Here is a 17,414-nt window from a genome sequence, read left to right as displayed (position 1 = left end):
GCCTCCCGCATCAGGGCTTGATGTACGCATAGCCCTGCAACTGCATCTTGGTGAGCCGGACGACGCCCGAGGGAGTGAACGTCGCCTCCTGGATGAACTGTTCCTTCTTCAGGTTGCGGTTCTTCAGCGTGATCTCGCAGATCTCGAACTTCACGCCGCGGCTGACCAGCGCCGAGACGGTGGCCGCGTACTCGCCGCCATTCGGGTCCTTGGCGCCCTCCATCAGGAAGTCGACGCCGTTCGCGTGAGTCACCACCGTGATCTGCGCGCTGGGGTCGGTGTCGAGATGGTTGCGAATGTTCCGCAGGGTGGCGAGCGCCTGCGTCTGGGCTTCGTTGACGTGGTACGCGACCTTGTCCTGTGCATGGGACGTCGCGACCACGGTCAGCAGCAGTGCGGCCATGAGCCACCGTCGGATCTTCATGTGTGTCTCCCCGATGCGCCGACCTCGGCGTCAAGCCGCGCCGGCATTGCCGTCCACGCCGATCAGTCGAGGCGCATTGAGCCTGCGCGGCGTGACGCGGCCCTTCGCCTGGAGCCAGGATTCGACCACGTCCCACACCATCTTGTTGCCGGCGCTGCGGGCCTCTTCGGCGACGGGGGCCCAGCCCGCCACCCGGTAGCGCTTGTCCGCCTCGATCGGTCGGCCTGCGAGGCGCAGGTCCTGGATGCGCTTGCCCATCGATTCGCCGGGTGCGATCGCGTAGGCAAGGCCCCCCACGCGAACCATGTCACCGCCCTGCTGGTAGTAGGGGTCGGGGTTGAACAGGTTGTCGGCGACATCCTCGAGGATGGTCTTGATCGTCTCGCCGGTCATCTCGGTCACGGTTGCATAGGAGTAGGTGGTCGCCACCTGGTCCATCATGAGTTCGCGCGTGATCACATCACCGGGCAGCAGGCTCGTGCCCCATCGAAAGCCCGGCGAGAAGGCGATCTCCGCGCCCTGCACCTCCATCAACGCATCGCACAGCAGCTGATCCCAGCTGCCGTTGAAGTTGCCGCGCCGGTAGAGCAGCCCATCGGTGATGGCCAGTTTCTCGGCAAGCTTGTCCTTGTAGGGCGCACGGACCCTGTCGATCAGCGACTGCATCTGAGGGTCGGCCGGCAACTGGTTCGAGAACACCGGCAGCAGCTTGTAGCGGTAGTCGGCGACCTTGCCGCCCTTCACGTCGAGATCGAGCACGCCGAGGAACTTGGTGTTCGAGCCGGCATTGGTCACCAGAGTCTTGCCCCCCGGGTTGGCAACAACCACCGGCACCGGAATGCCATCGTGCGTGTGGCCGCCGAGGATGGCGTCGATGCCACGCACGCGGCCCGCCATCTTCAGATCGACGTCCATGCCGTTGTGCGACAGCACCACCACCACCTGCGCTCCGGCAGCCCGCGCCGCGTCGACGACCTTCTGCAGGTTGTCGTCCTGGATCCCGAAGCTCCAGTCCGCCACCATGTAGCGCGGGTTGGCGATGGGCGTGTAGGGAAAGGCCTGCCCCACGATCGCCAGCTTCACGCCGTTGACATCGCGCAGCGTGTAGGCTTGAACACCTCGTCGCCGAAATCGGTCGTCCTGACGTTCTGCGCCACGAAATCGATCCGACCCTTGAAGTCCTCGTCGACGATCTGCTGCACACGCTTCTGGCCGTAAGTGAACTCCCAGTGCCCGGTCATCACGTCGACCCCCAGCAGCTTGCAGGCGTCCACCATGTCCTGACCGTTCGTCCACAGCGACGTGGCCGAGCCCTGCCAGGTGTCGCCGCCATCGAGCAGCAGCGCGCCGGGGCGACTGGCCTTCAGGCGCTTGACCAGCGTCGCCATGTGCGCGAAGCCGCCCACCTTGCCGTAGCGGCGCGCAGCCTTCTCGAAATCCAGAAAGGTATAGGCATGCGCGAGCAACGTGCCGGGCCGCACCCCGACGGCCTCGAGCAGGTGCTCGCCGACCCGGTGCGGCAACTGGCCGCTCATCGCACCCACGCCGAGGTTGACGCTCGGCTCGCGGAAGTGGATGGGCAGCAATTGCGCATGACAGTCGGTCATGTGCAGCAACGACACGTTGCCGAAACGCGGCACCTCGTAGAGCCCCCGCTCTGCCGTGGCGGCGTCGGCGTCGGCGTACTGTGCCAGGCCCAGGCCCGCAGCCGACGCCGCGCCCAGCACCTGCAGGAACTCTCGCTTGGACAGGCTCATGATTCAGTGATTACTTATATGCTGCAGACGAAAAGGCCCGCCGTCTCGTGCATCGATCAGGCGGGCCAGGCAACCGCGGTCGGTCACTGGTTGACCGGTGACTTCGGGTCGAGCAGCAACGCCATCAGATGGCGGATCTGGGTCTCGTCCAGCACACCGGCATGGCCGAAGCGCGGCATGTTCGAGCAGGCCTCGTAGGCCTTGCTGTTCCACAGCTTGGCCCAGGTGTACTGCACGATCGCCGCGCTCTTGGGGTCGACGGGGTCGGTGACGCCGCGCAGCTTGCCGTACTGGTACAGGCTCGGGCCGATGGTGCCGAACGACAGCTCGGCCTTGCCGATCTGGTGGCAGTTGTAGCAGCCACCGCCGTTGACGCTGCCTGCCGCATCGGTCCAGGTGCCGCCCCGCCCGTTCTGGGCGATCTTTTCGCCCTCCTTCCAGTCTCCGAGGTACTGTCCGGAAGCTGGCCACTTGACCGAGGCGAGCGCGGCGTCCCGGATCTGCGCCGCCGCCCTGTCGTCGGGCGGGTGGTCGGACGAGCAGGCCTTCTGTCCCAGGTCCTGGTTCAGTCGATCGACCTTGGCGATGCCCTGGTCGCGGAACGAGGCCTTCATCATGGCCGCGGCCTGGGCATCGAGCTCCTGTGATGAAGGCAGGGGTTGCAACGCGGCGCAGCCGGCGACGGCCAGCGCGGCCACGGCGAGAGTGATCTTGGCGTTCATGCAGTCCTCGCTTCAGCGCTTGATCGACGGCGCGATCGATTCGGCGCCCTTGGCGTTGACGCCCATGAAGACACCGAGCGCGATCGTCACGTCGGAGGCAAAGCCCGGGAACGGGAAACGTTGCTGGCGGTAGCAGTCGTTCAGGCGGCGCTGCATGCTCCACAGCTCGCCGCTGGACACCCGGTAAGCGGGCCAGGCAGCGAAGCCCACGCCGTCGCCGGGATTGCGGGTCAGCACCGGCAGATCCTGCAGCCGGATCCGCTTGCCCGCCTCGCCATGGCAGGAGGCGCAGGAGAAATCCATCGGCCCGCCGCGGAAGAAGAAGGCTCGCTTGCCGAGCTCGTACATCACCTTCTCTTCGCGGTGCGTCTGCGGCAGGTTCATCCGCAGGCCGCGCGAGGCTGCCGAGACATAAGCCGCGAGAGCCTCCATGTTGGCCTGCTCGCCGCGGCCGAACGGGGTCTTGGCGATCTCCGCCGCGTTGAGTCCCTGCAGTGTCTCCATGCAGGTCAGCAGCCGCGATTCGAGGTCCTGCACGCGCCCCGTGTCGGCGAACCAGCGCGGCAGTTCGACCAGGCGCCCTGGACGACGCCGGGCCCCTTGCCGAGATCGCACTGCTCGAGCGAGGCGTTCTTCGGGCCGCGCTTCTGCTTCCACAGGTTCTCGCCCTTGGCCTCGAACAGATCGGCCGGGTTGCCGTCCTCCAGCATCTTGCGGTACTCGGCGATGCCGTCGGCCGTGCTCTTGGCCTGCGACCACGCGGTGCCGGACACCACCAGCGCCGCTGCGCCGAGCAGCGCACGCTTGTTCCATGCCTTCATCGGTCTGTCTCCTCGTTCAGCGCCCTCGGCGCTTCGTCTTGTGACCGGGACACCCGCCATTCCCGGCGCCGCGCCGCGCTCAGGAAACAACCGCCTCGTCGGTCCGGGTGTCGCCCTTGTTGTCGACCCAGGTGATCGAGATCTTGTCGCCCGCCTTCGCGCCCTTGACGGTGAACTGCAGGAACGGGTTCTTGGAGACGGCCGGCCCCCACTGGGCCTTCATCACCGGCTTGCCATTGTGCTGGGCGCTGACGGTCTGGATGTGCCAGGCCGGGATCGCCTTGCCGGCCGCGTCCTTGCGCAAGCCGGTCTCCATCTCGTGCGCCATCAGCACGCGCACGGTCGCGTTGTTGCCGGCCACCTGGGCGCGGATCTTCATCGGGTCTGCCATGGGATGCTCCTCAAATCGTCGGGGGATCGCGCCGTCCGCTTCAGCCGCCGCAGCCGCCGAGCGTGACCTTCACTTCCTTCTGCGCGTACAGCACCCGACCGTCGTTCATCATCGCGACCGCGAAGACATTCGACGACTGGCCCATCTTGACGCGGGTGCTGACCGAGGCCTCGACGGCGTCGGTGAGCTCGAACATCGAGGTCATGATGCTCGGGTTCTTCTCGACCAGCAGCAGCAGGTTCTTGACGCCAGGCAGTGCGGTGGCCGCACCGAGCGGTACGACGGCGCCGTTCTCGGCGATATCGGGCCCGGTGATGGTCACGTCCTTGCTCTCGGTCGGCGCGGACGCGCCCAACGTCTTCATCAGGTCGGCCATCGTCTTGCTCTCGAACGCGCCGGCGTTGTAGCCGGCGGCCTGCGCGCGCACGGTGGTCGGCAGCAGGCCGGCGCTCATCAGCAGCGTGGCCACCGCGGCGCCGTGCCGGAGCATCTCTCTGCGGGTGTTCATCATCGATCTCCTATTGTTCAGCCGATGCTAATAAATACGGGACGGCAGTTCGGTACGTGCCATCCTTAGGGAATTACTTGGGGCCCCGGCGGCGAGCAGGTGGCGATCGTCCGGGCATCGGCCTCGGGCAGCGCCTGCGGCGGCATCGCCATGGCACCGCCCCACACACCGCCGCCGCCGTTCCGGATCTTGCCGGTCAGGTAGTCGACCCCGTCGGCGCGTCCGGCGTACTTCTGGGCAATCTGCCGGAAGGACGGGCCCAGGCCCTTGCTGTCGAGCGAATGGCACGCCGTGCAGGCGTTCGAACTGGTCAGCGCGAACGCGGCGTTGCCGGTGCCGTTCGCGGCCGCGCGCGCCTGCACAGGCGCCGACTTCGCGGCGGCATCGGGCCGCGTCGTGTCCGCGCCGCGCTGCGCGCCGACGGTCCGGTTCTGGTCGGCAAGATTGCCATGCGCATCGCGCGCGAACTCGGGCAGCGAGGAGGCCAGCCGCGGTTCGCCACCGCAGTTGCGCATGCAGCCGGACCCCTGCACGTCGGGTTTGCCGGTGCCGCCGAACTCGGGGCCGGGCCACAGCCCGTGCTGCGTGGTCAGGCCCTTGCGATTGGGCATCCGCTGCTGGACTTCGGCGGCATTGCGGTCCGAGAGCACGAAGTCGTCGGGCACCACGCCGCCGAGGTTCAGCAAGTAGGCAGTGACGGCGTAGACCTCCTCGGTCGCCAGCGACTTCGGGTTGTCCCAGGGCATGGCCCGGTTGATGTAGTCCCACAGCGTCGACAGGTGGGCCGCCTTCATCAACGTGGTGCGGCCGGGGAAGCTCGAGTCGGTCAGGCGCGCGACGCGACCGGCCTCGACATCGGCCTGGGTGGTGCCGCCGACCAGCGGATTGAACACCTCGCCGGATTCGCCGAAGATGCCGTGGCAGGACGCGCACTTGCTCTCCCAGACCCCCTGGCCCCTGGCGACCGAACCCGATCCCTTGGGCAGTCCCTTGAAGTCCGGCCGCACGTCGATGTCCCAGGCGGCGATCTCCCCGGCCGTGGCGGGGCGCCCGATGCCGTCATAGACCGTCCCCTGCGCCAGCGAGGCGCCGCTGACCGTCAGTGCGGCGAGCACCGCGAGTTCACGCCAGCTGGACATTGCGCACCTCGCCGCTCTCTTCCACCAGCCAGGTCTGGATGGCGTTGTTGTGATAGATCGAGCGCGAGCCGCGCACCGCCCGCAGCTGCGAATAGTTCGACTGCACGTGGCCGGTCTCGTCGGTGGCGCGGCTCATCACCAGCGCCGGCTTGCCGTCCCAGGTCCAGTCGATGTTGAAGCGCGTCAAGCACTTGCTCATCGCCATGCCCTCGAGTCGCGCCTGACGCCAGTTGCGCCCGCCGTCGACCGAGACATCGACCTTCTTCACCTTGCCCCGCCCCGACCACGCGAGGCCCGACACGTTGTAGTAGCCCTTGTCGAGCAGCACCTGGCCACCCGAGGGCGTCGTGACCACGCTCTTGACCTCCTGGAGCGAGCTGTACTGCCGGTGCAGGCCGCCGGGCATGAGGTCGATGTAGTGGATCACCTCGTCCTTCGCGCCGTAGGGCTGGTCTCCGAGCTCGATGCGCCGCAGGTACTTGACCCAGCTCACGCCCTGGACGCCAGGCACCACCAGGCGCAGCGGGTAGCCATTCTCCGGTCGCAGCATCTCGCCGTTCTGCCCATACGCCACCAGCACCTCGCCGCTGTCGATCAGCGAGCGGGGGATGGTGCGCGTCATCGACGATCCGTCGGCGCCTTCGGCCAGCACGAAGCGGCCGCGCTTCCAGTCGGCACCGCACAGGTCGAGCAGGATCTTCAACGGCACGCCGGTGAACTCGCTGCACGAGATCATTCCGTGGCTGTACTGGCAGGTCGGCACCGCGACGTTGCCCCACTCCATACCGGTGTTGGCGCCGCATTCGATGAAGTGGAACCGGCTCACCGATGGCAGCCGCATGATCTCGTCGAGCGTGAAGACCATCGGCTTGCGCAGCATCTTCTCGTCCGAGCCGTTGACCATCAGCCGGTGCTTGGACGGGTCGATGTCCCACCAGCTGGTGGTGGCGCTCGAAATGGAGGCCGCTCGGCGTGACGATGCCGAACAGGCTCTGCAGCGGCGCGAACGACACCGAGGCCTGCGCCGTCTGCGTGAGTCCCGGGCTCCGGCGGCGCTGCACGTTGGCCTCGAACCTCGAGGGCCTGCCGTAGCCGTCGGTGGCGACCGGCTGGCCCAGACCTCGGCTGTGCGCCGGCAACGTGAGGATGTTCGGATCGCCGTCGCCGGCCACCGGGTTGGACTGCGAGGTCGCCAATGGCGTCGCCAAGCCCGCGGCCGCGGCGGCGAACGCACCGCGGATGAAGTCACGGCGCCCGGCCTTGGCCTCGGCGAACACGCGGCGAATGCCTTCGCGGTCCAGGAAATTCTCGGGCGCCTTGAGCAGGCGACCGGAGCCGTTCGGGTCTCGAATCACGTTGTCTCCTTGCGGATGCGGCAGGGCCTGCGTTGCGGATCAGTCCAGGCCATCCCGGATCGCGATGTCGATACAGACCTCGCGACAGATGGCCGACACGCCGGTGTGGCTGATGCGGTAGTGCACCTGGGCCCCGTCGCGACGCCTCGCGACGACGCCGGCGCGGTACAGCACCGACAGGTGCTGCGACATGTTGGATTGCGTCGCCCCGATGCGTTCCTGCAGCTGCCCCACATTGAGCTCGCCGCGACACAGCTCACCGACGATGCGCAGCCGCAGCGGCGACGACAGCAGGCCGAACAGCTCGGCCGCCCTCTCGAACACCTGCGCGGCATCGGTTGCATGGGACGGAAGATTCGTATGCATTTATTTGAATATCTGCAACAACAAATATATAGATCGACAGGACCGCATCCATCCGGACTTACGCGGAGACCGGCCACGCGCCATGCCGCCCCGGCCCGACAAGGCGGCGCGGACGCGCTGCGGTCACAATGTCCGCCCGTCGCCCTCCAGCGCTCCTCCCTGCTTCCGCCCCTTCGCCATGAACCTGCCCCTCGCCCCGGACACAGCGACCCACTTCGTGGTGTGGGGAGCCCTGCTCATCGGGCTGGTACTCGGCGCGGCCGGACAGGCCTCACGCTTCTGCGTGCGCGGCGCGATCGCCGACTGGTTCATCTACGGCGGGCGCTCGCGGATGATGGTGTGGGTGCTGGTGGTCGTGGTGGCCGCTCTCGGTTCCCAGGCGGTCATCGGCCTCACGTCGTTCCAGCCCGAACGCACGATCGCCTGGAGCGACCGCTTCCTCTGGTCGTCCTACCTCGCCGGCGGGCTGTTGTTCGGGTACGGCATGGTGCTCGCGGCCGGGTGTCCGCAACGCAGCCTAGTCAAGGCGGGAACCGGCAACCTGCGAGCCATCGTGACATTGCTGGTCGCGGCGGTGACCGCGCAGATGACGCTGCGCGGCGTGTTCGCCGAGGGCCGCGTGAGGACCGTGGACGCCTGGGGCCTGCAGTTGTCCGGCCCGCAGGATCTGGGTTCGCTGCTGGCCGCCTGGGTGCCCGCCTCGGCCGGCGCGCTGCGCACCGGCGTGCTGCTGCTGCTGGTGACCCTGGCCGCCGCGTGGCTGTGGCGGCGCCGGGCCGACCTGACGCTGCTGGACTGGAGCGCGGGCGTGGTGATCGGGCTGCTGGTTCCCGCCGCGTGGCTGCTCACCGGGCTCATCGGTTTCCTGCCCGAGCACCCGGACACGCTGGAGCCCGCCTGGCAGGGAACGCAATCGCGACGGCCAGAGGCGCTGACCTTCATCGCTCCGATCGCGCATGGGCTGGACCTGCTCACCTACTGGACGGACAAGAACGCACGGCTGAGCTTCGGCGTCATGCTGACCGCGGGGGTCCTGCTCGGCAGCCACCTGTCGGCGCGCGCGCGCGGCGAGTTCCGGCTGGAGTCCTTCAGCAACGCCGCCGAGTTGCGGGACCACCTGCTGGGTGGCGTGCTGATGGGCGTCGGCGGGGTGACCGCGATGGGCTGCTCCGTAGGACAGGGCGTGACCGGGCTGGCCATGCTGTCGGCCGGCGCGGTGCTGGCCGTGACCGGGATCGCTGCCGGCGCGCTGCTCGCGCTGAAGGCGCAGGTCCGACGGGCCGACGCTGCCGCCGGCTGATCGCCTCGCCCGGCGGGTCGGAGGGTTCGCTACGTTCGTTGTAACGCCAGTAAGTACGTCGTTTCGATGCCATCGAGTGCGCCACTCCCCGACGATTCCCCCGATCCCGCCCGGTGTCTGGCCAAGAACACTGCGCAGATGACGATGCTGTCGCGCTGAGCAATCTGCGGATGGCTCGGCGGCAAGTGCTCGAGGCCCAGGGGTGAGAGCGCCAGCGATGCGGCGCAGGGTCATCAAAGGGGCCAAACTCACATCCCGCAGGCCGCCCAACCCGCTCAACAGGACAGTCAGGGCCGGATCACGGCATGCCAGCCTGAGTGCAGCTCCGATGCGCCCAAACGGCAAGGTCTTTCAGACAGTCCTTAGATCGGAAGCCTGGGGCCTCGGCGAACATCTCCTGCCGGCGATTGCGAATGCATCGCACGCCAAACTTCGGCCAGTCGACGAATCGCTTCATTGCTCGTCTCCGTCGGCACGGTGAAGGGCAAGCGAACGAAACGCTCGAATGCATCGTCTATTCCAAACCTCGGGCCAGCTGAAAGAAGGACTCCTGCGTGGCCTGCCGCACTGACGAAGCGCGACGAGATTCGCTCTTGTAGATCGACCCAAAGGCTAAGTCCGCCGAGCGCCCTCGTCGGACGCCATTCAGGAATGTGGTTGTTCAGCTGAGAGACCATCTCGTCGCGCGCGGTGCGAAGCACTTGTCGGCGATGCGCGACCACTTCGTGCAACCGGGGGAACAGTGAGGCGACGATCAGCTGCTCGAGGATCGGACTCGACATGTCGAGCGGAGGACGAAGACCCGCCACCTTGCGAATGACGGCAGCCGGGGCGCGCAGCCACCCGACGCGTATTCCGCCCCAAAAGATCTTGCTCGCCGATCCAATCGTCACGATGGGCGTCGCTTCGTCGGAGCCGTAGACGCCCGTCGGTTCCGGTGCGTCGTGTTCGATGCCGAGTTCAACAAGTGTCTCGTCGATGATCAGGGGCGTCCGCGTTCGATGTGCTGCAAGGACAAGCTGCTTGCGGTCCGCGGGAGACATGCAGAGGCCGGTCGGGTTGTGAAAGTCCGGAACGAAATAGCCCAGTTGCGCTCCGGAATCTCGCATGGTGGACGCGATCAGGTCGAGGTCCCACTTCCCTTCGTTGAAGGGCACCGGAACCGGACGGGCGCCCCGCTGACGGATGGCGTCGAGGGCATTGGGGTAAGTCGGGTGCTCAACAATGACCTTTGACCCGTGGTCCGCGAAAGCCATGATGGCGAGGCTGAGCGCCTGTTGGGCGCCACTCGTTATCAACACCTGCCTGCATGGGTGGGAAGGCCTCGTGCCGAGAACCGTGCGGCGACGACCTCCCTCAGCTTGGGCAACCCGAGCAGGTTGTAGCCGTGTCCGCGCAGGTGAATTGAAAGCTGGCTGGTGGCCTCGGCCATCGCGGAATGGAACACCTCCACGGGCGCGCTCAGAGCGGCATGGGAAAGATCCAGCTCACTTCTTGCTGCACCTGGAAGCCAAGGCGCAGTCGCTTTGGAGTCCACGTCCTCAGGCAGTGCAATCCATGTCCCGGAGCCTTGTTGGCTTTGCAGGAATCCGCACTGCCTCAGAAGGTCATACGCGGCCGCTACGGTGGTTCTGCTGATGGCCAGCTCCGCTGCCAGCGAACGTTCGCTAGGTAGGCGGGTCATCACGGGAAGTCGGCCGTCCAGGACCATCAGCCGCGTTTGCTCCGCCAGCGTCGAGGCGAGGTTTCCACGAATCCCTTGGCGCCATTGGCCCAGATGCCTGGCAAAGCCTTGACTGCTCACGCGGCGATCGATTTGCATATGCTTGATCCACTATCAGGCGATTGGCCATTTCCGTCGCCGCCATCCAGATCCAATATAGCGGAATTGAGCGGCTTCATTCAATCCACTTCGAGCGAAGTGGATCACCAAGACGCTCACCCTTGGTTTGCCGATTGGTGCAATGGAGAGCGTATGAATCAGCTTGCTGCGGTCGAAGGTTCTGGCCTGCATCGTGTGCTCGTTCTTCACGGATGGGCACTCGACAGCGGGGTATGGCTGGCGAGCCGCGCTTTGACCGACCAGGCGCAGTTCTGCTACGCGTACTTCGATTTCCCGGGCTATGGAGTGAATCGACGCCAAGCGCCGGCTGCAAGCCTGGACGATATGGCCGCTGCCGCGCTTGCGGCGGCCGATAGCCTCGGGTGGAGTTCGTTTTCGGTCGTGGGTCATTCGATGGGCGGCGCCACGGCCATGCGGGTCGCGACGATGGCGCCCCAGCGCGTCCGCTCGGTGGTCGCGGTCACCCCAGCGTCGCCCGGAGGGACGCCACTCGACGCAGATGCCTATGCCCACTTCCAAAGCGCATGGGCTGACCCGGCGACACGCATCGTCAAGGCGCTCTCGCCGGGCATTGCACCGGTCGACCTGCGCAACCTTTCAGTGCGCAACCGCGCCACGATGAACCAAGTCGTCTGGGACGCGTACCTCGCGAACTGGACCTCTGCCAATTTTCTGACCGAGTTGAAGAACTACGACGGCCCCGTCGAGTTGCTGTACGGAGAAGACGACCCGTTCGTCACGCCGGCTTACCTGTCCTCAACGATCGCCGCGCTGCCCCGGCACAACTTGCGTTGCATCGCCAAGGCAGGTCACTACCCCATGGTCGAGCAACCCGCCTCGACCGTCGGCTTATGGGAAGCGGCGCTGGCCACGTCAGCACGCTGACCTTCACTGACTCAAGGAGACGTACGAATGCCAGTTGATGCACACGCACAAGGACTGCTGGATGCCCTCAAGGCGCAGGGCCTCAAGTCGTTCGAACAGATGACCATCGCCGAGGCGCGCGGCGCGATCGAGACGTTCGTGGGCCTGCAGGCTCCGCCAGAGGAGGTGAAGCAAGTCCACGATCTGACGGTGAAGGGGCCTGCAGGTGAGCTCCAGTACCGGATCTTCGTTCCCGCTGGTCCGACACCTATGCCGGTTCTCGTGTACTTCCACGGGGGCGGCTGGGTCGGTGGGAGTCTCGCGGTGGTGGACGAACCCTGCCGGGCGATCGCGAACCGTTGCGGCGCCGTGGTCATTGCCGCGAGCTACCGACTTTCACCGGAAGCCCGGTTCCCCGCGGCGACGGACGACGCGTACGCCGCAGTCCAATGGGCCAGCGCCAACGCCGCGACCTACGGCGGTGATGCGAGCCGTCTGGGCGTCATGGGCGACAGCGCCGGCGCCAATCTCGCGGCGGTCGTGTCGATGATGGCGCGTGATCGCAAGGGGCCGGCCATCAAGGCTCAGATCCTGACCTATCCCGTGATCCAGCGCGATGGCGACTTCGCCTCCCGCAAAGCCAATGAAGAGGGGTATCTGCTGACGTCGGCGGGTGTCGCGTGGTTCTGGAAGCAGTACCTGGCGAGCGATGCGGACGCGGTCAACCCGTACGCATCGCCCATCATGGCCAAGGACCTGACCGGCCTGCCCCCTGCACTGGTGATGACCGCCGAATTCGACCCCGCGCGCGACGAAGGCGAGGCCTACGGCAAGGCGCTGGCCAAGGCGGGGGTTCCTGTGACGGTCCGCAGGTTCGACGGCCTGATCCACGGCGTCTTCTGGATGTCCGGCGCGGTTCCTCGCGGCGCCGAATTGCAGCAGGCGATCGTGCAGTTCGTTTCCAAGCAGTTGAAGTAACCCACACACCCACAGGCCTCCTGAATGAACACCTATGCCGTTCTCTGGACCTACACCGCCGATGCGGAGAAGGTCGCTCGCCACAAAGACAGCCACATGCAGTACATCAAAAGCCTGGCAGCGGGAGGCGCAATTGTTGAAGGGGGAGCCTGGCGTGACGGCTCGGGCGCATTGATCATCTTCCGCGCGAGTGATCGCGAACAGATCAGGGCTACCTGGACGCCGATCCATTCACGACCGAAGGCGTGATCGTCGCAACTCAGATCCACGAATGGGTCGCGGCGATCGGGCCGATCGCCAGGATCTGACCAGCCTGGAGACCCTCGAGGCCAAGGGGCTCACCGAGAGCGCTTGCCGCTTCAAGCCATGAGGGCCGTCGTGCTCGACGACGCCGGACGCTGCGTGCGCGACGACGCCGTCGATGATGCCGGCGTGCTGGCGATCGAACTTGGCCACCGACGAGATCGTGCCGATCCACGGTGCGATGGAGGCGCTGAACCTCTTCCTCAACGCCGTGACACGGCCGGGTGATGCGGTGGTGGTCGAGTCGACGACCTTCTACATCGCGCTGCGGCGCGTGGTCTGCTGGTTGGGATGCCCCCTGCCGTATCTCATTAACGACTGCCCACAGAAGGCCCTTCAGCACCGCAGCCGGTACTACTGATCTCTCACAGTCCGCTTCTCCGCTGTAATCCTGTCCTGTGTGGCCCCTGGCTGCGGTTGCCGCGCCATGGCATCGAGTTGCGCGGCCCGAGCGGCAAGGCTGCTGCACTGCGATTGATTCGACTGCTGTGACTGCTGTGACTGCTGCGAGTGCCGAACGGTCACTTGTGGTGCGGGCGCAGTGAGCTTTGCGGCCTCCGCTCGAGCCTGCTCACCAAGTTGTACCTTCTGCTCCCATGCCTGAGCGGCGAGCACTAGTGCTGTTCGGGGAGCGTTGCCAAGACGGGAGCGTGGGGAGCGCGCTGCGGGCACTCGGCAAATCGAGGGGGATACGGGGGGAAGTGGGCAGGACTCGCTAATCCAATACCCCCGGACATTTTTTGGCCAGACATCCGGGGCTCCGACAGGGCTGCCGAGCGCAGGACGAGACCCCGCGGTACACATGGGCCAAGACTACTCATCACGAGGCTGCGAGCATTTTGGCAACGAGGATCCAGTGCAGGCGTCGCAGACGACTAATGATCGTTAGGCCGTTTCGCCCCAATTCAAAGACTCGGTCAGCCAGTTCCGGGAATCGGGAAGTAATCAACTGTCCGTAGCCGGGTGCCGCCCACACGCGCGCCACATCGGAAAGTTCGAAGTGGAGGTACGCGTACTTCCGCCATTCGCGCTCCATGTAGAAGTTGTCCGGGTCCGATGCGGCCAACTCGGAGTTGAATGGTTTGACGAATGCAAGGAAGTCTTTCTCCAGTAGGGACCTAACCGCACGCAGGGCTTCGTCTTCGTTGGACGGCTGCCGTCCCAAGGTCCTTGCGACAGGCATGCCATCGGGCGGAATCCTTGCCTCATAGTGGTTTCGGAAACCTAGGTAGATCGCGCGCATGTCCTGCAGCAACCCGCGTCCGTTGAGCGCATACTGCCACTCGTCGGAGAACATGGCACGTAGGTGACGGGACGCGCGCCGGCCCTGATGACGAAGTCACGGCGGAAGCCAACGCCGAAGCGGCCGTACTTCGACACGTGCACTCCCAGAGAGCTATCGGGAATGTCGGCAAAGCACGTCACCGTGGGCACGATCAACTCCTCCGTGTCGAGCCGCTTGCTCGGGTCGATCACATGGCTGACCTTGTCGGCCTCCTTGGTGTGCGGCGCATACGAAACCTGGCCCGACTCAAGGACCAATGCCAGCTTCCTGAAGTTCTCGTTGTGATCGTTCGGCGATGCACGCCCTACGAAGTGGGCTAGGACATCGGTGGTGTACGGAGAGTGCATGCAACAACTCTACGGGAGGACCAGCCGCGCCTTCTCGCGACAAAGCCTGCCCACGTCGTCCAATACGGCCAGTCATTCCGTACGAAGCACGCCCTGGCGCAGCCACTCGACGGCGGCTGCCTCGGGGCTCATCTGTCGGAGCCGGCGGTCGGCCTGAAGCTCTTTTGCTGTGTCTTCAAGGTCTGCTGTGGGGATGGTTGGCCACTGGCGCCGCAGGCGGTCTGCGCAGCGTTGCAGCCACTCGGATGCGGTTAGGGTGTCCATTGCGAAGCTGGATTGATACTGGATGAATACACAGTATGATGCGAACCGAGGTCCGCGGCAAGTTGATCGCCCAGCGCTCGGGGAGGAGACCGCCTTGCTACAGCTTTTCGGAATAGTCGATACAGGCGCCGACGGGGACAAAGCCGAGGCAATGCTTTGTCGAGATTCAGATCGGCCGGACGAACTGATGGTTCATTGGTGGGGAAAGACCCCAGAGGATCGCTCCGCAGTCTTAGCCGAAGTCACAGAGGCTGAAGGCGAAATGCAGCTCAAGCCGAAGCTGTGGTTTCGGAGCGCGCAAAATGGTGAACTGTTTCTGCCTCCCACCTTGAACGAAGAGGAAGAGAAATGGATCCAGACGACGCGGGGCAGCCTTCGTGAGGTCGGACCCAATCTGGAAGGGTCGTGGATCGACGCGGAGGGAGTTTCGAGAGAAATCTGGTTTGGCCCACCTCCATAGGCAGCGCGGCAGGCCTGCAATTCGTCGGCTGTTGCTTCGGCCATTTCGGCGAAGGCTGCCTCATCGAGCCGTCCACCCTCGCGGCATCGTCAGCGCGCAGGACATGCGCCTCCAGGGCTGCGGCCAGCTTGGGCACGAGGTCGGCAGTCAGAGGCCGGAGAGGGGCGGTGAGCTGTCCGCGCAGTACCGCGAACTCCGCTTCGTAGTGGTCCGCGAGGCGACGCGCTTCCCTCTTCGCGTCGGTCTTGTCGGGGAACTGCCGCAGGCTCAGGCCAATGGACGCCTTGCCATAGTGCGCGACCAAGTCGCTGGGAACCTTCTTGCGGAAGTAGTAGACGCGGTCTCGCGTCACCAAATTGGTCTGGTCTCTCACCGTCATCGCCCTGATTATCGGCCCCGGGGGTCACACCTCGGGATCACACTCAGAACGATGGGGATAGGCCGGACAGTGAGGTTTGGTGCGGTTTCCCTTGTGAATCAGTCACTTGGGAAACCGGCCAAATTCTGTTGGCGGAGTCGGAGGGATTCGAACCCTCGATGCAAGTTTTAGCTCACATACTCCCTTAGCAGGGGAGCACCTTCGGCCTCTCGGTCACGACTCCAGCACGGGATGGATTATGCCGCAGGCACGGCGGCCGGCGCGTCGAGGTCGAAGGCCTTGTGCAGCGCGCGCACCGCGAGCTCCATGTACTTCTCGTCGATCACGACGCTGGTCTTGATCTCGGAGGTGGAGATCATCTGGATGTTGATGCCCTCCTCCGACAGCACGCGGAACATGCGGCTGGCCACGCCCACGTGGCTGCGCATGCCGATGCCGACGATGCTGACCTTGCAGATCTTCGGGTCGCCCAGCACCTGGGCCGCGTTGATGACCGGCTGCACGGTGCCCTTCAGCAGTTCCATCGTGCGCGCGTAGTCGTTGCGGTGCACGGTGAAGGAGAAGTCGGTCTTGCCGTCGTGCGAGACGTTCTGGATGATCACGTCGATGTCGATGTTGGCCTCGGCCACCGGGCCGAGGATCTGGAACGCGATGCCCGGCTTGTCGGGTACGCCCATCACGGTGATCTTCGCCTCGTCGCGGTTGAAGGCGATGCCCGACACGACAGCTTGTTCCATGTTCTCGTCTTCCTCAAAGGTGATCAGGGTGCCGGACTTCGCTTCCTCGTCGAGCGGGATGTCCCAGGGCGTGAAGCTCGACAGCACGCGCAGCGGCACGCGGTACTTGCCGGCGAACTCGACCGAGCGGATCTGCAGCACCTTGGAGCCCAGGCTGGCCATCTCCAGCATTTCCTCGAAGCTGATCGCCGACAGGCGCCGGGCTTCGGGCACGACGCGCGGGTCGGTGGTGTAGACGCCGTCGACGTCGGTGTAGATCAGGCACTCGGCGGCCTTCATCGCCGCCGCGACCGCCACCGCCGAGGTGTCCGAGCCGCCACGGCCCAGCGTGGTGATGTGGCCGTCGCCGTCGATGCCCTGGAAGCCGGTGATGACCACCACCTTGCCAGCGGCCAGGTCGGCGCGCACACGCACGTCGTCGATGCTCTCGATGCGCGCCTTGGTGTAGGCGCTGTCGGTGCGGACCGGCACCTGCCAGCCGGTGTAGCTGACGGCCTGCAGGCCTTCGGCCTGCAGCGCGATGGCCAGCAGGCCGACCGAGACCTGCTCGCCGGTGGCGGCGATCATGTCGAGCTCGCGCGCCAGCTGCGGCGTGTGCGATGCGGGCGACAGCTCCTTCGCGAGGCCGAGCAGCCGGTTGGTCTCGCCGCTCATCGCGGAGGGCACGACCACCATCTGGTGGCCGGCGCGCGCCCATTTGGCGACGCGCTTGGCGACATTGCGGATGCGCTCGGTCGAGCCCATCGACGTGCCGCCGTACTTGTGAACGATCAGTGCCATGAGAAAAGCCGCGGCGGGAAGTCGGTTGGGCGGGGTGCCCGGCGCCGCGAGCCCGGCATTTTAGCCGGCCGGCGCGGCATTCCCGGGTGCTCCGGACCGCTCAGCCCGTCGGCAGCGGTTCCCAGCGCAGCGCGAGCTGCGGCTCGCCGGGCGCGGCCATCGCCCGGGCGTCAACCCCCAGGCCGGGCACGAACAGCAACCGCCCATCACCGCCGTACAGCAGCGGACCGCCACGCGCCCAGGCCGGGACGGCGGCGGCCTGGTACTGCTTCTTGAGGCTTCGCGCCGGCCGACCGGCTTCCCCCTGGAACTGCTCGCCGCCACGTCGCGGCTGCAGGCTCAGCACCGCCAGCTGCGCCGCCGGCACGCCGCCGGCGCGCACCCGCTCGGC

17 protein-coding genes, 1 tRNA gene and 5 pseudogenes are annotated in these 17,414 nt (G+C 66.0%); 6 read left to right on the top strand and 17 right to left on the bottom strand.

From position 1 onward, the window contains the following. Nucleotides 1-10: 10 nt before the first annotated feature. The 9 genes and pseudogenes from Y694_RS08140 to Y694_RS08100 form a co-directional block, all read right to left on the bottom strand. Complete coding sequence (locus Y694_RS08140; RefSeq protein WP_036231498.1) at nucleotides 11-424, bottom strand: DsrE family protein; 414 nt, start codon at nucleotides 422-424, stop codon at nucleotides 11-13. Nucleotides 425-454: 30 nt separating this feature from the next. After that, nucleotides 455-2,181: pseudogene (gene soxB / locus Y694_RS08135) on the bottom strand (thiosulfohydrolase SoxB). An 83-nt stretch (nucleotides 2,182-2,264) separates the two neighbouring features. Next, on the bottom strand, nucleotides 2,265-2,903 hold the full coding sequence (gene soxX, locus Y694_RS08130) for a sulfur oxidation c-type cytochrome SoxX (protein WP_036231497.1): 639 nt from the start codon (nucleotides 2,901-2,903) through the stop codon (nucleotides 2,265-2,267). Nucleotides 2,904-2,915: 12 nt separating this feature from the next. After that, a pseudogene (gene soxA, locus Y694_RS08125) lies at nucleotides 2,916-3,724 on the bottom strand (sulfur oxidation c-type cytochrome SoxA). Between the two features lie 79 nt (nucleotides 3,725-3,803). Then, nucleotides 3,804-4,115 carry a thiosulfate oxidation carrier complex protein SoxZ gene (gene soxZ / locus Y694_RS08120; RefSeq protein WP_011830023.1) on the bottom strand — a complete coding sequence of 104 codons (312 nt, stop codon included), beginning with the start codon at nucleotides 4,113-4,115 and terminating at the stop codon, nucleotides 3,804-3,806. Between the two features lie 40 nt (nucleotides 4,116-4,155). Then, the gene (gene soxY, locus Y694_RS08115) at nucleotides 4,156-4,623 is read right to left on the bottom strand and encodes a thiosulfate oxidation carrier protein SoxY (protein WP_036231508.1); all 468 of its coding nucleotides are present in this window, start codon (nucleotides 4,621-4,623) and stop codon (nucleotides 4,156-4,158) included. Between the two features lie 65 nt (nucleotides 4,624-4,688). Next, nucleotides 4,689-5,762, bottom strand: a complete 1,074-nt coding sequence (locus Y694_RS08110) for a c-type cytochrome (protein WP_051495653.1) — start codon at nucleotides 5,760-5,762, stop codon at nucleotides 4,689-4,691. Further along, nucleotides 5,746-7,117, bottom strand: a pseudogene (gene soxC / locus Y694_RS08105) (sulfite dehydrogenase). The gene Y694_RS08110 and the pseudogene soxC overlap by 17 nt, the downstream one beginning before the upstream one ends. A gap of 39 nt (nucleotides 7,118-7,156) precedes the next feature. Further along, nucleotides 7,157-7,483 carry a metalloregulator ArsR/SmtB family transcription factor gene (locus tag Y694_RS08100; RefSeq protein WP_011830027.1) on the bottom strand — a complete coding sequence of 109 codons (327 nt, stop codon included), beginning with the start codon at nucleotides 7,481-7,483 and terminating at the stop codon, nucleotides 7,157-7,159. 178 nt (nucleotides 7,484-7,661) lie between these two features. Here Y694_RS08100 and Y694_RS08095 point away from each other — a divergent pair, with 178 nt between their 5' ends. Next, nucleotides 7,662-8,783, top strand: a complete 1,122-nt coding sequence (locus Y694_RS08095) for a YeeE/YedE family protein (RefSeq protein ID WP_036231496.1) — start codon at nucleotides 7,662-7,664, stop codon at nucleotides 8,781-8,783. Nucleotides 8,784-9,145: 362 nt separating this feature from the next. Here Y694_RS08095 and Y694_RS08090 read toward each other — a convergent pair whose 3' ends face one another. Both Y694_RS08090 and Y694_RS23235 read right to left on the bottom strand, forming a co-directional pair. Continuing rightward, on the bottom strand, nucleotides 9,146-10,039 hold the full coding sequence (locus tag Y694_RS08090) for a PLP-dependent aminotransferase family protein (protein WP_231497589.1): 894 nt from the start codon (nucleotides 10,037-10,039) through the stop codon (nucleotides 9,146-9,148). 38 nt (nucleotides 10,040-10,077) lie between these two features. Beyond that, nucleotides 10,078-10,605: a GntR family transcriptional regulator gene (locus tag Y694_RS23235; protein ID WP_081771219.1), complete on the bottom strand. Its 528-nt coding sequence runs from the start codon at nucleotides 10,603-10,605 to the stop codon at nucleotides 10,078-10,080. 153 nt (nucleotides 10,606-10,758) lie between these two features. Here Y694_RS23235 and Y694_RS08085 point away from each other — a divergent pair, with 153 nt between their 5' ends. The 4 genes and pseudogenes from Y694_RS08085 to Y694_RS27080 form a co-directional block, all read left to right on the top strand. Then, nucleotides 10,759-11,511, top strand: a complete 753-nt coding sequence (locus Y694_RS08085; RefSeq protein ID WP_036231495.1) for an alpha/beta fold hydrolase — start codon at nucleotides 10,759-10,761, stop codon at nucleotides 11,509-11,511. A 27-nt stretch (nucleotides 11,512-11,538) separates the two neighbouring features. Continuing rightward, entirely contained in the window at nucleotides 11,539-12,468 is a 930-nt protein-coding gene (locus tag Y694_RS08080) for an alpha/beta hydrolase (protein ID WP_036231494.1), read from the top strand. A 24-nt stretch (nucleotides 12,469-12,492) separates the two neighbouring features. Next, a complete protein-coding gene (locus Y694_RS24135) occupies nucleotides 12,493-12,717 on the top strand; it encodes a YciI family protein (RefSeq protein ID WP_155935799.1) in 225 nt (74 codons plus the stop codon). 199 nt (nucleotides 12,718-12,916) lie between these two features. Next, nucleotides 12,917-13,042 (top strand): annotated as a pseudogene (locus Y694_RS27080) (PLP-dependent aminotransferase family protein); the annotation flags it as partial. A 549-nt stretch (nucleotides 13,043-13,591) separates the two neighbouring features. Here Y694_RS27080 and Y694_RS08070 read toward each other — a convergent pair. Both Y694_RS08070 and Y694_RS27075 read right to left on the bottom strand, forming a co-directional pair. After that, nucleotides 13,592-14,068 carry a hypothetical protein gene (locus Y694_RS08070; protein WP_036231492.1) on the bottom strand — a complete coding sequence of 159 codons (477 nt, stop codon included), beginning with the start codon at nucleotides 14,066-14,068 and terminating at the stop codon, nucleotides 13,592-13,594. Then, nucleotides 13,996-14,403: an abortive infection system antitoxin AbiGi family protein gene (locus Y694_RS27075; RefSeq protein ID WP_081771221.1), complete on the bottom strand. Its 408-nt coding sequence runs from the start codon at nucleotides 14,401-14,403 to the stop codon at nucleotides 13,996-13,998. The genes Y694_RS08070 and Y694_RS27075 overlap by 73 nt, the downstream gene beginning before the upstream one ends. Before the next feature lie 358 nt (nucleotides 14,404-14,761). Here Y694_RS27075 and Y694_RS24125 point away from each other — a divergent pair, with 358 nt between their 5' ends. Beyond that, a complete protein-coding gene (locus tag Y694_RS24125; protein ID WP_155935798.1) occupies nucleotides 14,762-15,127 on the top strand; it encodes a hypothetical protein in 366 nt (121 codons plus the stop codon). A gap of 190 nt (nucleotides 15,128-15,317) precedes the next feature. Here Y694_RS24125 and Y694_RS27070 read toward each other — a convergent pair. From Y694_RS27070 to tilS, 4 genes and pseudogenes are all read right to left on the bottom strand, one after another. Continuing rightward, a pseudogene (locus Y694_RS27070) lies at nucleotides 15,318-15,506 on the bottom strand (DUF6538 domain-containing protein); the annotation flags it as partial. A 129-nt stretch (nucleotides 15,507-15,635) separates the two neighbouring features. Then, a tRNA-Ser gene (locus tag Y694_RS08055) sits at nucleotides 15,636-15,729 on the bottom strand. Between the two features lie 13 nt (nucleotides 15,730-15,742). Continuing rightward, nucleotides 15,743-17,023: an aspartate kinase gene (locus Y694_RS08050; RefSeq protein ID WP_036231489.1), complete on the bottom strand. Its 1,281-nt coding sequence runs from the start codon at nucleotides 17,021-17,023 to the stop codon at nucleotides 15,743-15,745. Nucleotides 17,024-17,123: 100 nt separating this feature from the next. Further along, nucleotides 17,124-17,414, bottom strand: a 291-nt coding sequence (gene tilS, locus Y694_RS08045) for a tRNA lysidine(34) synthetase TilS (RefSeq protein ID WP_036231488.1), incomplete at its 5' end; no start/stop codon positions are given.

Source organism: Methylibium sp. T29-B, from assembly GCF_000576225.1.
Lineage (GTDB): Bacteria > Pseudomonadota > Gammaproteobacteria > Burkholderiales > Burkholderiaceae_C > Methylibium > Methylibium petroleiphilum.
The sequence above is the reverse complement of the archived record's forward strand: the minus strand, read 5'-3'. Positions and strand labels throughout refer to the sequence as shown.

Coding starts and splice junctions, on each gene's coding strand:
- soxZ (WP_011830023.1), bottom strand. CDS start 4,115: ATGGCAGACCCGATGAAGATCCGCGCCCAGGTGGCCGGCAACAACGCG.
- Y694_RS23235 (WP_081771219.1), bottom strand. CDS start 10,605: ATGCAAATCGATCGCCGCGTGAGCAGTCAAGGCTTTGCCAGGCATCTG.
- Y694_RS08085 (WP_036231495.1), top strand. CDS start 10,759: ATGAATCAGCTTGCTGCGGTCGAAGGTTCTGGCCTGCATCGTGTGCTC.
- Y694_RS27075 (WP_081771221.1), bottom strand. CDS start 14,403: ATGCACTCTCCGTACACCACCGATGTCCTAGCCCACTTCGTAGGGCGT.
- Y694_RS08140 (WP_036231498.1), bottom strand. CDS start 424: ATGAAGATCCGACGGTGGCTCATGGCCGCACTGCTGCTGACCGTGGTC.
- Y694_RS08070 (WP_036231492.1), bottom strand. CDS start 14,068: ATGTTCTCCGACGAGTGGCAGTATGCGCTCAACGGACGCGGGTTGCTG.
- Y694_RS08110 (WP_051495653.1), bottom strand. CDS start 5,762: ATGTCCAGCTGGCGTGAACTCGCGGTGCTCGCCGCACTGACGGTCAGC.
- Y694_RS08100 (WP_011830027.1), bottom strand. CDS start 7,483: ATGCATACGAATCTTCCGTCCCATGCAACCGATGCCGCGCAGGTGTTC.
- Y694_RS08095 (WP_036231496.1), top strand. CDS start 7,662: ATGAACCTGCCCCTCGCCCCGGACACAGCGACCCACTTCGTGGTGTGG.
- soxY (WP_036231508.1), bottom strand. CDS start 4,623: ATGAACACCCGCAGAGAGATGCTCCGGCACGGCGCCGCGGTGGCCACG.
- soxX (WP_036231497.1), bottom strand. CDS start 2,903: ATGAACGCCAAGATCACTCTCGCCGTGGCCGCGCTGGCCGTCGCCGGC.
- Y694_RS08080 (WP_036231494.1), top strand. CDS start 11,539: ATGCCAGTTGATGCACACGCACAAGGACTGCTGGATGCCCTCAAGGCG.
- Y694_RS08050 (WP_036231489.1), bottom strand. CDS start 17,023: ATGGCACTGATCGTTCACAAGTACGGCGGCACGTCGATGGGCTCGACC.
- Y694_RS08090 (WP_231497589.1), bottom strand. CDS start 10,039: ATGGCTTTCGCGGACCACGGGTCAAAGGTCATTGTTGAGCACCCGACT.
- Y694_RS24135 (WP_155935799.1), top strand. CDS start 12,493: ATGAACACCTATGCCGTTCTCTGGACCTACACCGCCGATGCGGAGAAG.